Source organism: Aeromonas sp. QDB34 (genome assembly GCF_027705405.1).
In the GTDB taxonomy this organism is placed as follows: Bacteria; Pseudomonadota; Gammaproteobacteria; order Enterobacterales; family Aeromonadaceae; genus Aeromonas; species Aeromonas hydrophila.
The window spans coordinates 85494-106873 of sequence record NZ_JAPDBT010000005.1; the positions used below are offsets into that span (position 1 = coordinate 85494).

Annotated in this window: 16 protein-coding genes; 8 read left to right on the plus strand and 8 right to left on the minus strand. The window is 65.7% G+C overall.

The annotated features are described in order from the left end of the window. Window positions 1-165 precede the first annotated feature (165 nt). Complete coding sequence (locus OKC29_RS09335) at window positions 166-558, plus strand: VOC family protein (protein ID WP_162275759.1); 393 nt, start codon at window positions 166-168, stop codon at window positions 556-558. Between the two features lie 75 nt (window positions 559-633). Here OKC29_RS09335 and OKC29_RS09340 read toward each other — a convergent pair whose 3' ends face one another. From OKC29_RS09340 to OKC29_RS09360, 5 genes are all read right to left on the minus strand, one after another. After that, complete coding sequence (locus OKC29_RS09340) at window positions 634-1560, minus strand: L,D-transpeptidase family protein (protein ID WP_011707051.1); 927 nt, start codon at window positions 1558-1560, stop codon at window positions 634-636. Between the two features lie 278 nt (window positions 1561-1838). Then, window positions 1839-3122 carry a glycosyltransferase gene (locus tag OKC29_RS09345; protein WP_073351348.1) on the minus strand — a complete coding sequence of 428 codons (1284 nt, stop codon included), beginning with the start codon at window positions 3120-3122 and terminating at the stop codon, window positions 1839-1841. Next, on the minus strand, window positions 3122-3997 hold the full coding sequence (locus OKC29_RS09350) for a TauD/TfdA dioxygenase family protein (protein ID WP_024944250.1): 876 nt from the start codon (window positions 3995-3997) through the stop codon (window positions 3122-3124). Before OKC29_RS09350 ends, OKC29_RS09345 begins: the two co-directional genes overlap by 1 nt. A gap of 10 nt (window positions 3998-4007) precedes the next feature. Next, window positions 4008-4982, minus strand: coding sequence for an L-tyrosine/L-tryptophan isonitrile synthase family protein (locus OKC29_RS09355; protein WP_011707054.1), 975 nt, complete (start codon window positions 4980-4982; stop codon window positions 4008-4010). A 555-nt stretch (window positions 4983-5537) separates the two neighbouring features. Next, window positions 5538-6374, minus strand: a complete 837-nt coding sequence (locus OKC29_RS09360) for a patatin-like phospholipase family protein (RefSeq protein ID WP_073351350.1) — start codon at window positions 6372-6374, stop codon at window positions 5538-5540. Between the two features lie 139 nt (window positions 6375-6513). Between OKC29_RS09360 and OKC29_RS09365 the strand changes: the two genes are divergently transcribed. Beyond that, a complete protein-coding gene (locus OKC29_RS09365) occupies window positions 6514-7875 on the plus strand; it encodes an endonuclease/exonuclease/phosphatase family protein (protein WP_162275760.1) in 1362 nt (453 codons plus the stop codon). Window positions 7876-7931: 56 nt separating this feature from the next. Here OKC29_RS09365 and OKC29_RS09370 read toward each other — a convergent pair whose 3' ends face one another. From OKC29_RS09370 to dsrO, 3 genes are read right to left on the minus strand one after another with little or no spacing between them, the layout of a single operon-like run. Then, a complete protein-coding gene (locus OKC29_RS09370) occupies window positions 7932-11039 on the minus strand; it encodes a tetrathionate reductase subunit A (protein ID WP_073351354.1) in 3108 nt (1035 codons plus the stop codon). Beyond that, on the minus strand, window positions 11039-12145 hold the full coding sequence (gene nrfD / locus OKC29_RS09375; protein ID WP_073351356.1) for an NrfD/PsrC family molybdoenzyme membrane anchor subunit: 1107 nt from the start codon (window positions 12143-12145) through the stop codon (window positions 11039-11041). The genes OKC29_RS09370 and nrfD overlap by 1 nt, the downstream gene beginning before the upstream one ends. Then, entirely contained in the window at window positions 12135-12923 is a 789-nt protein-coding gene (gene dsrO / locus OKC29_RS09380; protein ID WP_042649144.1) for a sulfate reduction electron transfer complex DsrMKJOP subunit DsrO, read from the minus strand. The genes nrfD and dsrO overlap by 11 nt, the downstream gene beginning before the upstream one ends. 259 nt (window positions 12924-13182) lie before the next feature. Here dsrO and OKC29_RS09385 point away from each other — a divergent pair, with 259 nt between their 5' ends. The 6 genes from OKC29_RS09385 (at window position 13183) to pepE (ending at window position 21332) form a co-directional block, all read left to right on the plus strand. Then, complete coding sequence (locus tag OKC29_RS09385) at window positions 13183-15126, plus strand: sensor histidine kinase (protein ID WP_162275761.1); 1944 nt, start codon at window positions 13183-13185, stop codon at window positions 15124-15126. Window position 15127: 1 nt separating this feature from the next. After that, entirely contained in the window at window positions 15128-15739 is a 612-nt protein-coding gene (locus OKC29_RS09390) for a response regulator transcription factor (RefSeq protein ID WP_073351360.1), read from the plus strand. A gap of 223 nt (window positions 15740-15962) precedes the next feature. Beyond that, window positions 15963-17657 (plus strand): sensor histidine kinase, encoded by a 1695-nt coding sequence (locus OKC29_RS09395; RefSeq protein WP_073351362.1) that lies wholly within the window; start codon window positions 15963-15965, stop codon window positions 17655-17657. Then, window positions 17651-18388: a two-component system response regulator BtsR gene (btsR, locus tag OKC29_RS09400; protein WP_073351363.1), complete on the plus strand. Its 738-nt coding sequence runs from the start codon at window positions 17651-17653 to the stop codon at window positions 18386-18388. Before OKC29_RS09395 ends, btsR begins: the two co-directional genes overlap by 7 nt. 215 nt (window positions 18389-18603) lie before the next feature. Then, window positions 18604-20412: a carbon starvation CstA family protein gene (locus OKC29_RS09405; RefSeq protein ID WP_073351364.1), complete on the plus strand. Its 1809-nt coding sequence runs from the start codon at window positions 18604-18606 to the stop codon at window positions 20410-20412. Window positions 20413-20603: 191 nt separating this feature from the next. Further along, the gene (gene pepE / locus OKC29_RS09410) at window positions 20604-21332 is read left to right on the plus strand and encodes a dipeptidase PepE (RefSeq protein WP_041216229.1); all 729 of its coding nucleotides are present in this window, start codon (window positions 20604-20606) and stop codon (window positions 21330-21332) included. The last annotated feature ends 48 nt before the right edge of the window (window positions 21333-21380 follow it).

Below are 21380 nucleotides of genomic sequence, written 5' to 3' on the forward strand. Positions count from 1 at the left end.
AGGGAAAAAACCTCCAGCTCCCCACCCGAAAGCGGCGCCATCAGGCGCCGCTTTTTTAGCTCTGGCACCCCTCATGGGCCGCTCCTAACCTCTAGGAAGCTGTCTGCGAGCTGCCGCCAGAGGCCCTCAGCAAGGAACAGCGCCGCCGGTCGCATCGGCCGGAACATGCTGGAGATCACCAAGATGGACAATACCCTGGTCTGGACCGACATTCCGACACGGGATCTGGATCGCGCCATGGCCTTCTACTCGGCCCTGCTCGACGTGCCGGTCACGCCGATACAGGAGGAGATCCGCTTCGCCATGCTGCGCCACGATGGCAACAACGCGGCGGCCTGTCTCGGCCCCATGGACAAGTACCACCAGCCGGGGCACACGGGCCCCCTCATCTACCTCGCCCTTGGCGAGCGTCTGCAGGAGGCCGAACTGCTGGTGCCCAAGATCGGCGGACGGGTGCTCGAGCCCCTGCACAGCATCGGCAGCGGCCATGGCTCCCGGGTCATCATCGAAGATACCGAGGGCAACTGGCTGGCCCTCTATGCGCCCCCCACCAGCTGATGACCGGTGGCTGTGCCAGAAACAACAACGGCGACCTCATGGTCGCCGTTGTGCATTAGCCAGTCTCCCCGGTCATCAGACCTGCGGGTTGAGACGGGTCGGCATGCCGGTACGCTGTTCCAGCACCTGCTTGACCACATTGGAGTCGCTGTCCATGTGGGCGATGAAGCGGGTGGTGGCCTGGGTCATGGGCAGCGGCACGGAGGCGGTGGAGTTGAACTCCTCCTCGTTGCGTGACAGCGGCTCGTGCACTTCCATGTAGCGACCGCCATCCGGCTCGACCGTGGTCTTGACCGGCTGGTTGACGAACTGGACGCGAGTGCCGACCGGCACGTTGTCGAACAGGTACTTGATGTCGTCGGCGCGCAGACGCACGCAGCCGCTGCTCACCCGCAGACCGATGCCGAAGGTGGCGTTGGTGCCGTGAATGGCATACAGGTTGCCGATGTAGAGCGCGTGCAGACCCATGGGGTTGTCCGGGCCGGCCGGCCAGACTGCCGGCAGGGTCTTGCCCTGGGCGGCGTAGCGGCGACGGATGTTTTCAGTCGGGGTCCAGGTCGGGTTGGCGCGCTTGCGCTCCACCTTGGTGATCCAGTTCTCCGGGGTGTTGACCCCCAGCTGGCCGATGCCGATGGGCAGCACCTGCACCACGTTCTTGCCTTTCGGGTAGTAGTAGAGACGCATCTCAGCCACGTTGATGACGATCCCTTCGCGGGGAGCGTTCGGCAGGATCAGCTGATGGGGGATGACCAGTTTGCTGCCCGCCTTGGGCAGGTAGGGATCGACACCCGGGTTGGCTTCCATGATGTTGGTCAGACCCAACTGGAAGTCGGAGGCGATCTGCTCCAGCGGACGGTTGTCCGCGGGTACCACGTACTCCTGGTTCTCACCGATCAGACGGCTGTTGGCTGCAGGCAGCTGGTATTCAACGGCGGCGGCCTGCTGGCTGACCAGCGCCAGAGTACATAAAAGAGCCGAAGCGGCAGTGCGAAGGGGATTCATAAAATTCCTGTGTGGTTTCCTGTACCAAGTTGGCCGACGGCCATTTCATCCTCGGTCTGGCCCGTGACGAGTCACCTTGCGTCCGAGGTCGATTACCGAGCGCGCATTCTTTCCTGAGTCGGCCAAAAATTCAACGTCGGGATCGCTCTTTTTGCATGAAAAAGCGCATCCGGCGCCGCTGACGCCGCCTCTTGTCACCCTAGCCACCCTAGCAGCCACAAACTGAGCGCAAGCTGAACAACAGGGAGGCCATCGAGCCCCCCTGTTTCATCACGGGATCACCCTTGCCCGCCGAGCAGGGCCGTCACCGCCCCGGCGATGGCGGCGCGGGCATCGAGCGCAGCCATCTCGTCGGCCAGCAGCCGGGCCCTGGCCCGATAGCGCGGCTCGTGCACCAGCTTGCGCACCGCCGCCGCCACCGCGTCCGCCGTCGGCTCGTTGCTGTGCAGATTGATGCCGGCGCCGCTCCACGCCACCCGGGTGGCCACCTCCGCCTTGTCCTCCCCGGTGCCCGCCACCACCAGCGGCACCCCGTGCGCCAGCGCGGCCTGCACCGAGCCATAACCGCCGTTGGTCACCAGCACGGCGGCGCGGGGCAGCGCCAGCTCGAATGGAACGTGTTCGGTGACGATGGCATTGGCCGGGACGGCGGCGTCCAGCCGCGCCGGATCCCGCCCGCCGGTGGTCAGCAGCAGTCGCAGCTCGTCGCTGGCCAGCCCCTGCATGGCCGGCAGCAGCAACTGCCCCAGATCCACGTTGGCCAGGGTGCCCTGGCTGACGATGACCAGCGGCCGCTCATCGAGCCGCTCCCACCAGGGCGGCGGCGTCAGCTCAATCCGGGGTGGCAACAGCGGGCCGACATAACGGATCACCCCCTCCAGCTCCGGCCGCTCGTATTCAAAGCCGGCGCAGGAAAGCTGCAAAAAGGCATCGGGTGCCGTCACCATGACATCGGTGAAGGGAGCCGTCAGCGGCGGCGCCCCCGCCTCGGCCAGCGCGGCATCGAAGCTCTGCTGAGCCTCCCTTTGCAGTTGCCGGGTCTGCTCATCGAGCCAGGGCAGCTCGCCAAGGGAGCGGCGCAGCTCGGGAGGAATACGCGGACCGTAGAAGATGGCGTCCGGGCTCGAGAAGGAGACCGGGTTCACCCCCAGCATCAGGATGGGAAGGCGCCGCCCGTCCCCCTGCTGCAACAGCGGCAACACGCCGTAGAAGCCGTTCTCCACCAGCAGCAGATCCACCCCCTCTGCCGCGATCAGCGCCCGCAGATGACTGTCGTGCCGCGCCATGGGGGCGGCGAAGAAGCGCTTGAGCGCCAGCGCCATCTGGGCGGTGCCGCTCAGGCTGGCCCGCTCGGGAAAATGCCGCTCCAGCGCCCGGTAGTCAAAGTCCACCTCGGGGGCGAAGGGCACGAACTCGGCACCGGTTGCGCGGATGCGCTGCTCGAACAGGGCGCCGCACAGCATCAACACCCTGTGCCCTTCCCCCACCAGCAGACGGGCCGCCGCCAGCATGGGATTGACGTGGCCAGGGGTGGCGGTGGCCGCCAGCAAAATGGTCGCCATCACGCCGCCCCTTGCGGCGCCAGCGCCGGGTTGAGACAGACCGGGCTGGCCTGGATGTGGACCCGCTGGATGTGGCGGGCGGAGCGGGCGGTGAACCCCTCGCGGCCGTGCAGCAGACCGAGGTTGTCGGCGATCACCACGTCTCCCCCTTGCCACTGGTGGGCATAGAAGTAGCGCGGATCGTAGAGCCGCTGGTGCAGATCCTGCAGGAAGGCGGCCTGCTCGGCCGGTGCCACCCCCTCAATCTCGAGGGCATGCTGATTGAGAAAACGCACCCCCTCCCGCGGCGGCTCGTTGTAGCGCAGTACCGTTTCGCCGCTCACCGGGTGGGGCACCAGCAGCGGCGAGCGCACCTGGCCGCCGTAGTGCACCACCTGCTTGATGCGATAGGTGATGTGCACCCGCTCCCAGCGGGCCAGCCGCTCGCCGTCGAGTTCGGTGAGCAGCTGACGGGTATTGATGAAGGTGGTGCGCCCCCCTTCGTCCGCCGCCGGGGCGTGCACGCAGTGAAACAGCTGGAACTCGGGCAGGGTCGGCTTGTACATGCCGTCCCAGTGCAGCGGCACATAGCTGGAGTCGAAGATGTGGTCGGTGGCGTTCTCGTGCTCTTTCACGTCCAGCACGGCGCCGAACGGCCACATCATGATCTCGCCCCACCCCTCGCCGTAGCGGGTCAGCCGCTCGGGATCGGTGAAGCCGGACTCGAACCCGCGCAGGATCAGCACGCCGTGACGGCGGGCCAGTTCGCGCAGCGCCTCGATAGCCAGGCTCTGCACCGGCTGGGCGTTGCGGGCCGGTTCAATCAGCAGGCCGAACGGGGCCTGTGGCAGGATGCGGCAGCGCTCGCCGCCGAGGGTAACGATGGATGCAGTCATGGGAAACTCCTCAGGCGGCGGCCTGCTTGCCGTTGATCAGGTAGTGGCTCGGACGGCCGTGGATATGGACCAGCTCATGCTCCATCGCCAGCACGTCGCGCCGCTTCATCAGCACGAACTGGCCATCCAGGTTGGCCGCCACCCCGTGCCAGGGGGTGAGCCAGTCATCCCGGGTCGGCAGCATGTGGATGCCCATCTTCAGGCTGTGGCTCGCCTGGGGGTGGATGGAGAGACGGATCGCCTCGGGGAAGCGCTCCGCCAGCAGGTTGCCCCAGGCGCGGCTGCGCTGGATCACCGCATGGGTGCGCGCCTTGGCATCCCGCTGCAACGCCGTGTTGGAGAGCGGGGTGTCCGGCAGCTGGCTGTCTTCATAGAGGAAGCGGGTCATGGCGCGATAGAGGCGAATGCCCTCCTCGGTGCTTCTTACCTCTTCCGTTATCTGTGCCAGCGGCTCGGCATAGCGCTCTACCAGCTGTTCGCGCAGGGTGTCGAAGTCGCGGCTGGCGCAAAACTCGGCCATGCCCGCCACCATGCCCAGGTGGAAGACCCCGAGGTGGGTCGCCCCCAGCTCCAGGATCAGCTGCTCGATGTGGGCTTGATAGGCGTCGATGGCCGGGTCCGCCACCCGGATGAGGTCACCGAACACGTGGCCGTCCGAGCAGATGAGGATCCGCATGCCGGGCGCGTAGTGCAGCTGGATGCGCTGGCAGAGGTGATTGAGAAAGCTGAGGGAGAGCCGCTCCGCCATGTCCGGCAGGGTGCCCAGCACCTTGTTCGGATTGGGTGACTTGGTGGGGAAGGCGGGCAGCACACAGGTGATGGTCTCGCCCCGCTCGATGAAGGCCTGCAGACGGGGGATCTGGATGGCGGCCACCTCTGCTTCCTCCTGCTGCCGATCCAGAATGGGATCGGGGAAGCGGCGGCGATAAGGCAACAGCTCGGCAAATATATTTTGGGCAATATGATGGGAAGATAAACCACTCATTATTCCGGCTCCTTTGGCAGGATTAAAATCAATAAAGATGACTCTTTATCAATGCGTCCAGTCTCTGTCGTTATTATTTTTGTATCCGTTTGCTACCCAAACGAATCGAGAGGGGACAGTAGCCGAGATGAAGTCAGGCTATCAATTCGCCATTGATGTAAACAGATTCAACCCGCAGCGAATAATCTATTTAGCATAAGTCAAGTTGAACTATGCATATGAATAAAAACAGATTTTATTTAAATTGATGCGTATCAAATATCACCAATCAGAAAAGTTCCCCAACCGTTATATTATTCAGTCACAATTTGACTCGTGGATTATTTAGCACAACTTAATAGTGATATTTTTTCATGGCGGCAATCCTGACCATTTCGCTGTAAATATCGCAAATAATTATCCAGCTACATATTAAGCAGACGAACGGAGTGCAGCCACCACCACGCAAAAGGGGAATGACCGGGCGAAATGACGCGTCGCAGATCTGCTGCGCCATCGCCATGCGCTTTCATGGTGGCGGCCCAGGTTGGGGCCGCAATGGTGTGCAAAGAGCGCCTAAGCGCTCCCTAGATAGTCGAGGGCCGCCTGCCAGCCCATCTGGTAACCCTGCTCCAGCCGCCCCCGGTCGGTGGTCATGCGGCCGACCCGAAAACCCGCCGGCGGCACTATGACCCGGATGCGGCAATCGGCCGGCGGCTGGCGGATGAAGTCGATGGCATCGTTGTAGCTTTGATGACGCGACAGGCTGGCGCGAGCCAGAGCCGGCGTCTCGCGCAGCAGATAGCGATGCAGGGCTGGCAGGCGCGGCGCCCGCTTGCGATAGCCCAGCGGGCGGGAAAGCACCACAGTGATGTCGCGCGCCCCCTGCTCATAGGCGTGGCGCACCGGAATGGAGTCGGCCACCCCGCCGTCCGTCATGGCCTCCCCGTCGATGCGCACGAAGTCCCGGTAGACCAGCGGCACCGAACAGGAGGCCTTGATCTGCTGCTCCAGCTCGGCGGCGTTGGCCTTGAGGTAGGCGGCCTGGCCGTCCGCTACCCGGGTGGCCACCACGGTCAGCGGCACCGGGTTGGCGGCAAAGCGTGCCAGAGCGAGCCGGCACTCGCGGATGGTGATCGCCCACAGCCAGTCGAGATCAAGCCAGTGTCCGCCGCGCAAGAACTTGGCCAGGTTGATGAACTCGGGACGGCAGGAGTAGTCGGTGATGACGTTGTGGTTGCGCCCCTGCTGACCGGCCAGAAAGGCCGCCAGATTGACCGCCCCGGCCGATACCCCGATGCAGTGATCAAATGCCGTGCGGCCCTTGGCCAGAAACGCATCCAGCACCCCGGCGGCGAAAATGCCGCGCATGGCGCCCCCCTCGACCACCAGGGCCGTCTGTCGCCGACTCATCTCGCCTCCCGTTTTGCTCTGTGAATGGTCTCACACTTTGGCCCATTCAGAGCCCGGCTGCCGGCCGGGATCCCTATAATGGGCACGCCTTCGCTCCCCATGAGCAAGGTATAACTTATTGATGCTACGGAATATTACAATGAAAAATATCAGCAAATCCCTACTGGCCGCTGCCATTTCCCTCGGATTGATGGCAGGCTGTAACAGCCAAAATGACTCCGAGACCCCGACCCCCATGGTTCGCTTCGCTACCTTCAACCTCTCCTTCGATCGCACCGCCGCCGGCATGCTGGCCGGTGAACTGGCCCTCAGCCGCACCGAGCAGGATGCCCTGCTGGCCCGCCTCGCCGACGGCACCTTGAGCGGCGCCGAGAAGACCAAGGCCCTCGACGTACAGCAGATCCGCAACATCGCCGAAATCATCCAGCGCACCCGGCCGGACGTGTTCCTGCTCAACGAATTCGACAATGACGGCAAGGGCAGCGACACCACGGACCTCAAAGCCTTCAACGACAACTACTTGGCCCACGCCCAGCACGACGAAGTGAAGGCCATCAGCTACCCGGTGCTGCAGAACTTTGCCACCAACACCGGCCTGATGAGCGGCCATGACCTCAACCTGGACGGCAAGGTCAACAACGGGCCGGACGACGCCTGGGGTTTTGGCAACTACCACGGCCAGTACGCCTTCGCCGTGATGTCCCAGTACCCCATCGATACCAAGCAGATCCGCACCTTCCAGAAATTCAAGTGGAAGGACATGCCGGGCGAAGTGAATCCCGTCATCGACGACTGCAACAATGCCAAGGCGCCGATCCCGGCAGGCCGCCAGTGTGGCGATGCCTGGTATGACGACGCCGCCTGGCAGGCCTTCCCGCTCTCATCCAAGAACCACGCCGACGTGCCGGTGCGCATCAAGCGTGGCAACAAGGAGGAAGTGATCCACTTCCTCATCTCCCACCCCACTCCGCCCATCTTCGGCAACGCGGCGCGCCACAACGTCAAGCACAACCGGGCCGAAGTCGCCTTCTGGCAGGATTACGTGGAGACCGCCAGCTACATGGTGGATGACGCCGGCAAGGCCGGTGGCCTGCCCGCGGGTGCCAAGTTCGTCATCGCTGGCGATCTCAACGCCGATCCCCAGATTGGCGATGGGGATCTCACCGCCATTCAGGATCTGCACAACCATGCGCTGGTCAATCAGTCCGTCACCAACGGCGCCCTGATCCCGGTCAGCCAGGGCGGCCCCGAGTGCCTCGCCAGCCAGCCGGATCAGTGCAAGCGCAACAACAACCGTCCCACCCCGGAGCGCATCACCAGCAGCAGCGGCCTGCAGCTCGACCACGTGCTGCCCTCCGCCAACCTGAACGCGGTCGCCTCCGGCGTGTTCTGGCCGGCCAGCTTCGAGCCGGGCTACCACCTGGTGTATGACGCCAAGCTCGGCATCGCCAAGGGCGTCAGTTCGGATCACCGTCTGGTGTGGGTCGACTTCAAACTGTGACAGTGACGCAGAGCAGATAAGCAACGGGGCCCGCAGGCCCCGTTTTCATTGGGTCGTCATACCAGCTTCTCCACCCGGGCCGGCAGCCCCTGACGGGCCGACGAGCCGATGGCCCAGTCCACCAGGGGGTAGCGGCCATGGCGGCTGGGATCCAATACCGCCAGATCGTTGAGATTGACTCCGGCCCCGCGCAGCGGATTGGCGAGCACTTTCTGGCCGTCTATCCAGTGTTCCCGCGCCCCCAGCTCCTTGTGGCCGAAACCGTGCTCGATGGCGATGGCATCGGCCTGCACCCCGGCCACGCACTCGGCCACCCCGATCACGCTACCATCCGGGGTGCTGACCCGCACCCTATCCCCACTCTCTATTCCCAGCTGCGCCGCCGTCTGCGCATTGAGCCGCACCCGGTTGCTGGGGTTCACCTGGCGCAGACGATCCGAGCCGATGCTCATGGAGCTCATGGTGTGAGATTTGTAACTGGTAAGCAGCAGCGGCCACTGGGCCGGCTTGAACGCCTCATTGAGCGGCGTGCCGTCCGCCAGCTGGGGGCGGAAGAAGCGCGGGGTACCGCTCAAGAACTGGCCGCTCTGGCTGTGACGGCAGCTGCCCACCTCGGGGTTCCACACCATCAGCGGCTTGGGCCAGCGCTTGCTCGGTTGACCCGCTGCGTCGCGCCCCTTGGCCGCCGGCTCGAAGCGCCCGCCGCGGGCGAAGAGATAGGCGGCGCGGCCCGCCTCCTCCACGCTCAGGGTGGCATTCAGCACTGGCAGGATCCGCTCCACCCCGGACCAGGCGAGATCCTCAGGCTCTATGGCTGGCACCGGCTCGCCGAGATAGGCGACGTTGGCCGCGCCGTAGAGGGAGAAGTCCGCCGCCCGGTTCAAGCCGTGCAGCTTGCCGTCCGCCCCTTTGAGCGCCCCCTCGCCAAAGCCCGGCAGCCCCAGCCGTTTGGCCACCGCGATAAAGAAGGACTCCATACAGACCGGCTCTCCCTCGGCGGTCTTGGCGACACGGGACTCCACGATGGGCCAGCGGCCGGTGGAGACCTTGGTCATCACCCCGTGCCAGGCACTGGCCCAGCCCCAGGACTCGTAGGTCAGGGTATCCGGCACCAGGTAGTCCGACAGCGCCGACGACTCGTTGATGAAGCTGTCGATGCTGATAAAGAGCGGCAGCACCTTGGGATCTTTCAACTGCTCGCCTATGGCCTTGGCGAGCCCGGCCTGGCCGTAGAGGGGGTTGCCCATGTGATTGATCCAGGCCTTGAGCCGGTAGGGATAGCCGTTCACCGCCGCGGTCAGGTGTTCGCCGAGCAAGGGGCCCGAGAGCGGGAACCAGGGCTCTTGCGCCGGATAGGGATTCTGGCCGGCCTCGCGCTTGCGCCGATATTCGGAGGTCTTCTCGTAGGGGAACTTGGAGCGCGACAGGAAGACCCCGGCGGGCTTGACCATGCCGGGGAAGCTCGCCAGATCGTAGCGCGGCCCCGCCCCGAAGGGGTCGAACTTGCCGCCGCTCGCCACGGCGCCACCCCTTGCGTTCAAGTTCCCTACCATGACGTTGAGCATCATGATGGCCCAGGCCGAGTAGAAGCCATTGGCGCTCATGGTGCCGCCGTGGGAGACCACGGCCGCCCGGGTGCCGTGGCTGGTGAACTCCCGCGCCAGCGCCTCGATGTCGGCCACCGGCACGGCGCACTCGGCGCTGTATTGCGCGAGGGAGTGCTCCCGGCACGCCTCGGCCAGCAGCTGGAAGCTGCTCTTCACCATCAGCACCCCCTTGGGGCCCTGAATGGGGCGAGCCACCCAGAGGTTGGCCCGCTCACACTGGCTGGCGGGTCTCGGCTCGCCGCTGCTCGCCTCCTCTACCAGCATGGCGTCGCCCTCCCCATAGGCTTCCCCATCAAAGGGCAAGCCAAGATCGCTGGCCCGCAGCATCTGGCCGAAGCGCGGATGCCCCTCGTCGCAGAGCACCAGGTGGCTGGCGTTGCAAAAACCGCGATAACCGGCCCGCTCGGCGGCGGCAGCATTGGGTGCCGTCAGGAAGGGCTCGGCGTAGCGTTGGTTGTCGATGATCCAGCGCAGCATGGCCATGGCCAGCGCCGAGTCGGTGGCAGGGCGGATGGGCAGCCAGCGGTTGGCGGGGGCGGACGGCATGTTCACCGTGTTGGGCAGGCTGGGGGCCACCACCACGTAGGAAAATGGCTTGCCCGGCCGCGCCCGGTTCGCCGCCAGCTGACGGGACTGGCGCTTGAAGGGATTGCCCGATTGCTGGGGCGAGGTGCCCATGAACAGCAGGAAGTCGCTCTCGTCCCAGTCCGGCTTGAGGTGGGCGTTCTTCTCCAGATCGTCCAGCAGGGCGCCGGCCCCGACCCGGAACGACAGGCCGCAGTATGCGCCGTGGTTGGCGAAGTTGCGGGTGCCGAAGCTGTTGAAGGTGAAGCGCTTGATGAAGTGATCTCGCCCCTCGTCCGAGGCGTTGCTCACCAGCAGCTGGTTGGCCCTGGGGCCGTATTCCGGGTTGGCCGGGTCGAGCGGCTCGCCGAGGTTGCGAATGGCCCGCAGCCCCTCGACAACCCCCTCGCCAAACAGATCCCCCCCCTCCACCACCTCGGCCACCAGCTGCTCGAAGGGGATGCTCTGCCAGCGACCGCTGCCACGGGGCCCCACCCGCTTGAGACAACGGGTGACTCGCTGCGGGCTGTCGAGCTGCTCCAGCATGGCGTTGCCCCGCGCGCAGGCGGTGGAGCGCCCGTCCAGCCCCCCTTCCTGGTAGCCACTGGTTGCGAGCAGCGCCTGTTTGACCGGGGTCTTGAAGTCAATGTGATGGCGGGCGGAGAGGGGGTGATAGGGGTTGCCCAGGATCCGCACTATCTGGTCGCGCTCGTTGTCGATGCGAGCCCGCACTCCGCACAGGGTCCAGCAGCCGAGGCACATGGTGTTGGCAACCCGCTGGGCCGGGTTGGGGTGCAGCTCCCCCCGCTCGTCAACCCGGTACTCCACGGCCAGCGAGTTGCCATGGATGGGATCCCGGGTCGGCTTGCCCGAGCTGCCGGTGGCGAGACCAGTCGCCACCTGCTTGAGGGTGTCGCTGTAACCGGCGACGAACAGCCCGGTACCGCCGGCGATGGCGGCGCCCTTGAGAAACTTGCGCTTGCTGTGATCCATCAGAGTGCCTCGCGTGCAAAAGTTGTGGATGCCTTGATGGCGGGGGAAACAGAGGGGCACACCAGCTCCGAGAGGGCCACCAGCAGGGCCAGCAGCAGACCGAAGGTGCCGAGAATGCCGAGCACACCGGCCGGGCCCCAGGCGATTTCATAGAGGTAGACGCCGGCCCCGTACTTGGGGGCGAGCTGCCCCTGGATCAGCACCAGCCAGCGCAGGCCCCACATCAGGTGCAGCCCCAGCAGCGCCAGCCCCCAGAGTGCCAGGCGAGCAGAGATCCTGGGCCGGAGCAGCATCAGCAGGCTGGCCAACACCAGGGTCAACAACAGCCAGTGGGCCGCCAGCCGCCAGCTCGGGTCGAACCGATAGAGGGCCGCGGCCTCTGCCGCCGAGGCACCGCCCAACAGGGCCCAGCCCAGCAGGGAGAGGGCCAGCAGGCTCAAGGTCCAGCCACTCTGGCGCAGCAGGGTCGACTCGGTCTGGGCACGCCAGCCCGCCAGCAAGCGGTTGAGCAGCAACAGGGCGCTCTGGGCCCCCAGCACGGCGCTCAGGGTCAGCAGCCAGGGCAACCAGGGGGTATGCCAGAGCGGGCGCGCCGCCACCGCCATGGTCTCGAACCCGGTGTAGAGGGCGATGCTGAGCCCGCTCACGGCCGCCAGCAGGGAGAGGGGCCGCTGCCAGACGTGCCCCGACCAGCTTCCCAGGCAGAGCAGCCGGGCAAGGCGGGCTATCTTGTCCCCTTCTGCGCCGCGCCGGGCCAGGGCAGGCCTTAGCAGCAGCCAGCCGAGCAGCATGGAGAGCAGGCTGAACAGCGGCAGCAGGTAGGCGCCATACCACATGACGGAGCCAAAACGCGTCTGGGCGTAGAAGTGCCAGGCCCGGGCCGGCTGGTGCAGATCCGCGGTCAGGGCGATGGGGGCCACCAAGCCGGCAGCCACCATCAGCACCGCCGCCAGGATCTGCAGCCGCGGATCCGGTGCCTTGCGCCACAGCTCAAACGCGCCGAGCCAGAGGGCCCCGTAGGCGAGGCCGATGAGAAAGAAATATTGCACCGCCCAGGGCAGCCAGGTGATGGGCTGAGCCGGGGCCAGCAGTTCGTTAATGACCATGGGCTATCTCCTTGCCATCGTCGGTGAGCAGGGTGCGCAGGGCCGGGTTGCCGTCGACCTTGCTGACGAAGGCCTCGTCCATACCGAGATAAAAGACCCGCGGCTGGGTATTGGCCTCCGGCTTGAGCACCTTGAGCGCCGGCTCGTGTTCGCGCAGCAAGCGGCTTATCCGGCTCTTGGGGTCGTTCAAATCGCCTATGATGCGCGCCTCGCCGACACAGCTCTCCACGCAGGCGGGCAAGAGCCCCGCCTCCAGCCGATGGGCGCAGAAGGTGCACTTGTCGGCGGTGTTGGTCTCGTGGTTGATGAAGCGGGCGTCGTAGGGGCAGGCCTGCACGCAGTAGCCGCAGCCGACGCACCAGTCGTTGTTGACCACGACGATGCCGTCATCGCGCTGGAAGGTGGCGCCGGTGGGGCAGACATCGAGGCAGGCGGGCTCGGCGCAGTGGTTGCACAGCCTCGGCAGCATCAAGAGGGAGGCGGGAGCCTCGAGGGCGGCCACGTCGCTCACCTCGTACTGGCTCACCGTGGTGCGAAACTGGCCGAGAGGGGGCTGGTTTTCGATGGTGCAGGCCACGGTGCAGGCCTGGCAGCCGACGCAGCGGCGCAGGTCGATCAGCATGCCGTAACGCTTGCGACCGTCCCCCCGGCTGATGGCCGCACGCCCGTTGCGGGGAGCGGGAACGGACTGCGCCTGAACCTGGGTGACGGGGATCAGGGCCGCCCCTGCGGTGAGGGCGGCGATCCCGGATAACAATCGGCGCTTGCTGGGCTCCATGGCGTCTTTCCTTCTGCTGAGCTGGCTTGAAAGGGGTTGGGCCGATTGTCCTCAACGCAGGAAGTCGCCTCTATTGTGGTTTTCCACATACCGGGAGCCGGGTTGATCCAGCGCAATAAAAAATGCCCCAGCCCTGTTGAACTGTGACCGGGGCGGCGTTTGCCGCCCCTCCCGGCCCCGTTCGCGTGCAAGCGCACGCCCCGGTGATAGACTGCCCCCTTTGCACCGAGAGGAAAGCCCCCTGCACGTCCCAGTTCCCTTGCCCCTGCTCAGCCTGCTGCTCTGGCTCGCCCTGTCAGCCCTGCCGCTGCGGGTGCATGCCGCCCCGACCCCCTCTTTGCCAGCGCCGGCCCGACAGGAATCCGCACCATCCCAGGCCACGCCAGTGCAGGCCTTGGCCGAGCCGATACGCATCGGCGTACTGGCGACCCGCGGCCCGGCACTGGCCAGAGCCCAGTGGCAACCGCTGCTGCGCTGGCTGGCACAGCGCGTGCCCGACCATCGCTTCGTACTGCATCCGCTGGGGCTCGATGAACTGGCCAAGGCCGTCGCCCGCGAGCACCTCGATTTCGTCATCACCAACCCGGGCCAGTCGGTGAGCCTGGCACGCCAGTATCCACTGGCCTGGCTCGCCACCCTCAAGAGCCCGGCCGGGGGGGACAACCTTGCCATCGGCGCCGCCCTGGTGGTGCCCGCCCAGGCCCCCTACCGACACTGGCGTGACCTCGAGGGGCAAGCGGTCGCCGCCGTTTCGGAGAACGCCTTCGGCGGCTACCTCGCCTATCGCTTTGAGGCGGGCGAACAGGGGGTCAGGCTGGAACACTTCTTCTCCACCGTGCAGTTCACCGGCTTTCCGCTGGACCGGCTCATCGAGCGGCTGGCGGCAGGCGAGGTAGCCGCCGCCATCGTGCCGGTGTGTCAGCTGGAGCGCATGGAGCGGGAGGGCAAGGTCACCAGGGGGGCGTTTCGGGTGCTGGACGATCAGGCACCGGCCGGCTTTGGTTGCCAGAGCTCGACCCGGCTCTACCCCAACTGGTCCTTCGCCAAGACAGAGCGGGCCTCCCCCGCGCTGGCGCTGGCGGTGACCCGTGCGCTGTTCGACCTGCCCGCTGATAGCGAGGCGGCCATCGCCGCCGATTCGGCGGGCTGGACCGTGCCCACCAGCGAGCTCGCCATCGACCGCCTGCTCAAGGCGCTGGATCGCCACCCGCTGCAGGGCCCCTGGTGGCAAGCGGCCTGGCACTGGCTGCGCCAGCATCAACAGTGGGGCTGGGGCGCCCTGGCGCTGGTACTGCTGCTGGGGGGTCACCACCTGCTGCTGCAATACCTGTTCAACCGCAGCCAGCGCCGGCTGCTCAAAGCCCACCACCAGCTCGAGCAGAAGGGGCGTCAGCTCGAGCAGGCCAGACGGCTCGCCGAACTGGGCGAGCTGGGCGCCAACGTGGCCCACGAGATCAATCAGCCCCTCAGCGCCATCGCCAACTACAGCCAGGGGGCCTTGTTGCGACTGGACAGATTGGCACAGGATCCGGCCCAGGCTGCCGCCCAGGCCTCCCTGCGTCAGGCCCTGGAGCAGATAGGGCTCCAGGTCCAGCGCATCACCCAGACCGTCAACCGGCTCAGGGCCCGGCTGCAAAAGCGCCCTCCCCGCGTCGAGCCTTGTGACCTGCCCACCCTGGTGGCGGAGTTGCGCCCCCTGCTGGAGCAGATGCTGGCGCCGCTCGACGTCGCCTTCACCCTGCACTGGCGGGGCCAGCCGCGCCGGCTGCCTCTGGACGGCACCGGGATGGAGCAGCTGCTGGTCAACCTCATCAAGAATGGCGCCGAGAGTGCGGCGAAGAGGGCGGCGCAGAGGGCCCGCGCTGCTGTTCACTCTCCTGCTCACCCCCCTGCGCAAGCACCGGCACAGGAGCCTGCCCGGGTCGAGCTGCTCATCGCCTTCGAGTCGCAGAGTTTGCTGCTGGAGATCCGCGACAACGGCGCCGGCCTGAGGATCCCCGTGACCGAACTGCAGCAGGCGTTTTACAGCGACAAGCCCGATGGCATGGGGCTGGGGCTGGCCATCTGCCGGGAGGTGGTCGAGAGCCATCGCGGCCAGTTCAGTCTGGAGAACCTGAGCCCCCACGGCTGCCTGGCCCGGGTCATCCTGCCCGTGCCACCACCCGAAACCCTCCCTTCATCCACCGACATCCCGAGGAACTGAGATGACGTCCCCCTCCCGCCCCCCGCTCTATCTGGTTGACGATGACGAGGCAGTGCTCGACTCCCTGCGCTTCATGCTGGAGAGCTGCGACGAACGGCCGCTGTTCAGCTTTGCCGATGGTGAGCGCTTTCTAACCGAGGTCGACCTGCACCAGCCCGCCTGCCTCATCCTCGACTGCCGCATGCCGGGACTGTCGGGCCCCGAGGTACAGCAGCGGCTGAAGGCGGCCCAGAGCCCCATCGCCATCCTATTTCTCACCGGCCACGGCGAGGTGCCGCTGGCGGTGGAGTCCCTCAAGCAGGGGGCGGTGGATTTCTTGCAAAAGCCGGTGCAGCTGGCCCCCCTGCTCGCCGCCATCGGCCGGGCCGAGCAGGCAACGCTGAGTGCGGCCACCCGTTTCGCCCAGCTGGCCGCCTACCGGCGGCTCACCCCGCGCGAGCACCAGCTGCTGCAACTCATCGCCCGGGGCCACAAGAATCAGCAGATAGCGCAGGACCTCTGCATCTCGGTGCGCACCGTCGAGGTGTGCCGCGCCAGCCTGATGCGGCGCCTCGAGGTCGATTCCCTGGCTGAGCTGATGCTGCTCTATGCAAACGTCCATTCAGCCCCCTGAGCCAAGCCACTAATCCAGGCCCCTGAGCCGGGCCGGGAGAGTGACCCACTTGCCGGGCCTATGGCCATCCCCCATCGGCCGCACAGGGGATGCCTTTGGCTCAGGGTGCCGGCAAATCTGTGCGCAGGCGCGCTATTCCGGCGCCCGCGGCTTGCAGCGCAAATCGGGGTTTGCTAATACTCCGCGTCCATTGGATGAGCATCCCCTTTCGAGATAGTGTGCCGTGGCTTTCGAACAATTCGCGCTCGTGATATCTCTCTTCCAGCAGCTCTGCGTCTATCTGGTGATCGCCTGGCTGCTCTCCAAGACGCCGCTGTTCATGCCGCTGACCCAGGTGACCCTGAGCTGGCCCCACAAGATCCTCTGCTACCTCATCTTCTCCGGCTTCTGCGTGATGGGCACCTATTTTGGCCTGAGAGTCGAGGACTCCATCGCCAACACCCGCGCCATCGGCGCCGTGCTCGGCGGCATCGTCGGCGGCCCGGTGGTCGGGCTGCTGGTGGGGCTCACCGGCGGCATCCATCGCTACTCGCTGGGGGGCTTCACCGCGCTGGCCTGCACCTTCTCCACCATCGCCGAGGGGCTGCTCGGCGGCCTGGTGCACCGCCACTTCGTCGCCCGCCACCGGCTTGACCTGCTGTTCAGCCCCTGGGTGGTGGGATCTGTGGCCCTCATCGCCGAACTGATGCAGATGGGGATCATCTTGCTGGTGGCCCGCCCGTATGACGACGCCGTCCATCTCATCGAGAACATCATCGCCCCCATGCTGGTGGCCAATACCCTGGGGGCCGCCATGTTCATGCGGATGATCCTCGATCACCGCGCCATGCTGGAGAAGTATTCGGTCGCCTTCTCCGCCCGCGCCCTCAAGATCGCCGAGCGGGCGATGCGGGTGCTGGACAAAGGCTTCACCCAGCAGGCGTGCCAGCAGATGGTGCGCATTCTCTACGAGGAGACCGGGGTGGGCGCCGTGGCCATCACCGATCGGGAGAAGCTGCTCGCCTTCATCGGCATCGGCGAGGATCACCACCTGCCGGGTACCGCCATCAACTCGGCCCACACCTTCAAGGCGATCCAGCACAACGAGGTGGTCTATGCGGACGGCAACCTCATCCCCTACAGTTGCAACCTGCATCCCCAGTGCCGGCTCGGCTCCTCGCTGGTCATTCCGCTGCGGGGGGAAGAGGGGTCGGTGGTGGGCACCATCAAGCTCTACGAGCCCAAGCGCAAGTTCTTCTCCTCCATCAACCGCACCCTGGGGGAAGGGATTGCCCGGCTGCTCTCCGGCCAGATCCTGGCCAGCAAATACAACGAGCAGAAGCGACTGCTGGCCCAGTCGGAGATCAAGCTGTTGCAGGCGCAGATCAACCCGCACTTCCTGTTCAACGCCCTCAACACCCTGGCGGCGGTGATCCGGCGCGACCCCGAGGATGCCCGCACCCTGGTGCACCACCTCTCCACCTTCTTTCGCAAGAACCTCAAGCGCCAGGGGGACGAGGTGACCCTGGCCGACGAGCTGGAGCACGTGAACGCCTACCTGCACATCGAGCAGGCCCGTTTTGCCGAGCACCTGAGCGTGCAGATCCAGATTCCCGAGCCGCTGCTGGAGTACCGGCTGCCCACCTTCTCCCTGCAACCCATCGTCGAGAACGCCATCAAGCACGGCATCTCCCAGATGTTCGAGCCCGGCCGGCTCACCCTCACGGCGCGGCAGGAGAGCGAGCAGCTGGTGCTGGAGGTGTGTGACAACGCCGGCCTCTATCAGGCCAAACGGGAGGAGAGCGGCCTTGGCATGAACATAGTGGACCGGCGCATCAAGGCCCGTTACGGCGCCGAGTACGGGGTCACCATTCACTGCGAGCCCCATCAATCCACCCGGGTGAGGATCACCCTTCCCCTGCAGGAGAGCCCATGCTGACCGCCCTGATCGTCGACGATGAACCCCTCGCCCGCGAGGAGCTGCGGCTGCTGCTGGAGCAGGCGGGCAACATCAGCCTGCTGGGGGAATGCGCTCACGCCATGGAGGCGCTGCCCGCCATCCATCGCCTCAAACCCGACCTGCTGTTTCTCGACATCCAGATGCCGCGCATCAGCGGGTTGGAACTGGTGAGCATGCTGGACCCGGACTTGCGTCCCCACATCGTCTTCATCACCGCCTACGACGAGTTTGCCCTGCGCGCATTCGAGGAGAATGCTCTCGACTACCTGCTCAAACCGGTCACGGCAGAGCGAATGAACAAGGCCCTGGAGCGCATCCAGCGGCTGCTCTCGCCAAAGGGGGAGCTGGCGGGCCAACCACTGCCGGACCCGACCCGCATCGCCCAGCCCCTGCGCAGCATCCCCTGCAGCGGCCACAACCGCATTCTGCTGCTGCCCCTTGGCGAGGTAGAGTTCGTCCACAGCGATCTGGCCGGCAACAAGGTGGTGAGCGCCCAGCAGCAGGGCACCACAGAGCTGACCCTGCGCACCCTGGAGGAGAAGACCGGCTTCGTGCGCTGTCACCGCCAGTACCTGCTCAACCCGGGCCAGATCCGCGAGATCCTGCTGCTCGACGGCGGCCTGGCGGAGGTGGTGACCCAGGGCGGCCACAAGGTGCCGGTGAGTCGCCGCTACCTCAAGCCCCTCAAGGAGTTGCTGGAGATCCCCTGAGGAGCGGGCCACTCCCCCCGCTCCTGCTCTGCCCGTTACCACTCACCCGCTTGCCGAGCCCGCCGGCTCATCCCTCAAACCGCTCGGGGCCGCTTTTCTGCCGCTCGCGGGCGGCCCTCTGCCACTGACCTTTTCTGCGCTCCCCTTTCCCTGCCGCATCGGTAGAGTGCAGCCTGAGCCCGGCCGGATTGGCCGCAGGAAAAGGAAACTCCGTCATGCAACACGCAATCACCTTCGTCATTGCGGCCCTCTGCATCCTCGCCATCGCCTATCGCCTCTACGGCGTGTTCTTTGTGCGCAAGGTGCTGATGGCCGACGACAAGCTGGTCACCCCCTCCCACCAGCTGGAAGATGGCAAAAACTATGTGCCGACCAACAAGTGGGTCAACTTCGGCCAGCACTTCGCGGCCATCGCCGCCGCCGGCCCGCTGGTGGGCCCGGTCCTGGCCGCCCAGTACGGCTACCTGCCGAGCTTTCTCTGGCTGCTGATCGGCTGCGTCATCGGCGGCGCGGTGCACGACACAGTCGTGCTGTTCGCCTCCATGAAGCATCAGGGCAAGTCCCTCTCCGAGGTGGCCAAGGCCGAGCTCGGCCCCATCGCCGGCTGGTGCACCGGCCTTGCGATGCTGTTCATCATCACCATCACCATGGCGGGTCTCTCCATGGTGGTGGTACACGCGCTGGAGCGTAACGCCTGGGGCGTGTTCGCGGTGTTCATGACCATCCCCATCTCCATGGTGGTGGGGATCTGGCACAAGCTGACCGGCAACCTGCAAGCCGCCTCCTGGGTAGGCTTCATCGCCGTGCTGGCCTGCGTCTTCTTCGGCCCCTACGTGCAAGAGAGCGCCTTCGGTGCCTGGCTGACCCTGCGTGCCGAGACCATCAGTCTGGCGCTGCCCATCTACGCCTTCTTCGCCACCGCGTTGCCGGTCTGGCTGCTGCTCACCCCGCGCGGTTACATCTCCAGCTTCATGAAGATCGGTGTATTCGGCGCCCTGGTCATCGGCGTCATCTGTATCAACCCCGAGATCCAGTTCCCCGCCATGACCCAGTTCGTCCACGGCGGCGGCCCGGTACTGGGTGGCCCGGTCTGGCCCTTCATCTCCATCACCATCGCCTGTGGCGCCATCTCCGGCTTCCACGCCTTCATCGGCTCCGGCACCACCCCGAAACTGGTGGACAAGTGGAGCGACATCCTGCCGGTCGCCTTCGGTGCCATGCTGGCCGAGTGCGTGGTGGGCGTGATGGCGCTAATCGCCGCCACCGCCCTGCACCCGGCCGACTACTTCGCCATCAACGCCACCCCGGAAGCCTTCGCCAAACTGGGGATGCAGGTGGTGGACTTGCCGTTCCTCTCCCAGGAGATCGGCATGGACCTGAACGGTCGCACCGGCGGCGCCGTCACCCTGGCGGTGGGCATGTCCTACATCTTCACCAAGGTGCCCTGGTTCAGCAACCTCGCCTCCTACTTCTTCCAGTTCGTGGTGATGTTTGAAGCTGTGTTCATCCTGACTGCCGTCGACTCCGGCACCCGGGTCTCCCGCTACCTCATTCAGGACTTCTTCGGCGAGTTCTATCCGCCCCTCAAGCGCATCGACTGGATGCCGGGCGCCATCGGGGCCAGCGTGCTCGCCTGCGTGATGTGGGGGTATCTGCTGATGTCCGGTGATATCGGTTCGGTGTGGGCGCTGTTCGGGGTCTCCAACCAGCTGATGGCCTCGGTGGGCCTCATCATCGGTGCCACCATCATCTTGCGACTGGCCAGCAAGCGCCGCTACATGCTGACCTGCCTGATCCCGCTGGCCTACCTGTTCGTCACCGTCAACTACGCCGGTTACTGGATGGTCAGCCACGTCTACTTCAACCCCGAAGCCAAGGGCTACAACCTGCTCAACGGCGGCATCTCGCTGCTGATGCTGGGCCTTGGCGCCGTCATCCTGGTGTCGGCCATCCGCAAGTGGATTGAGCTGTGGAAGCTGCGCCAGCAGCCCGAGTTCCGGATAGCCCCGGCCAGCGCCAGCTGACCCATCCGCTGCAACCACAAACCCCGGCATGCTGGGGTTTGTGGCATCTGGCGATCAAAAAACGGCCTCATCAGGATACATGGCGCCATCGATCACAGAACCCGAGCAGCGATCGGGCTAGAATGGGGGCTTCCGTCACCCGGCTAGGGCCGGTGACCTCTTCGCGCTTTCACTTATCGAGGACACGCTTCATGGAACTGCTTCTTCTCAGCAACGGCAAAGCCACCGAATGCCCGGGCCTGCTCGGCTGGGCCCGGGATCGGGTGCAGACCCTGCTCGCCCGCAAACAGGTCAAGCGCATCCTGCTCATCCCCTACGCGGTGATCCGCAGCGACTGGGATGCCCGCGCCTTGGAGCTCAGCGAGAGCCTGGGGGTGGAGGCCATCAGCATCCATCAGTTCGATGACCCGGTGGACGCGATCAACCATGCCGACGCCATCTTCATCAGCGGCGGCAACACCTGGCGCCTCAACCAGCTGCTGCACGAGAACGGCCTGGTGGTGCCCATCCAGCGTGCCGTGCGCGAGCGGGGCGTGCCCTATGTGGGCTGGAGCGCCGGTTGCAACGTGGCAACCCCGAGCATCCGCACCACCAACGACATGCCGGTCTGCAGCGCCGCCGTGCTGCCTGCGCTGGGGCTGTTCCCGCTGCAGATCAACCCCCACTATCTGGATGCCAGCATCAGCGGCCACATGGGGGAGACCCGCGACGAGCGCCTGGCCGAGTTCTGCGCCATCAACCCGAGCGAACACGTGGTGGCTTTGCGCGAGGCGAGCCTGCTCCAGGTCAGTGGTGAGCACATCGAATACTGGAGCGCCCGCGGCGAAGGCTTCAAAATCTTCAAACACGCCGAGACCACCCAGGAGTTCAGCACGGCCGCGCCGCTGGCCGAGTTGACGCCGTTTCGCCCGCGCGGCTGAATGATGCTGACCGGCTGAAAACCCACTGGGGGCGCAGGATGTCGCCCC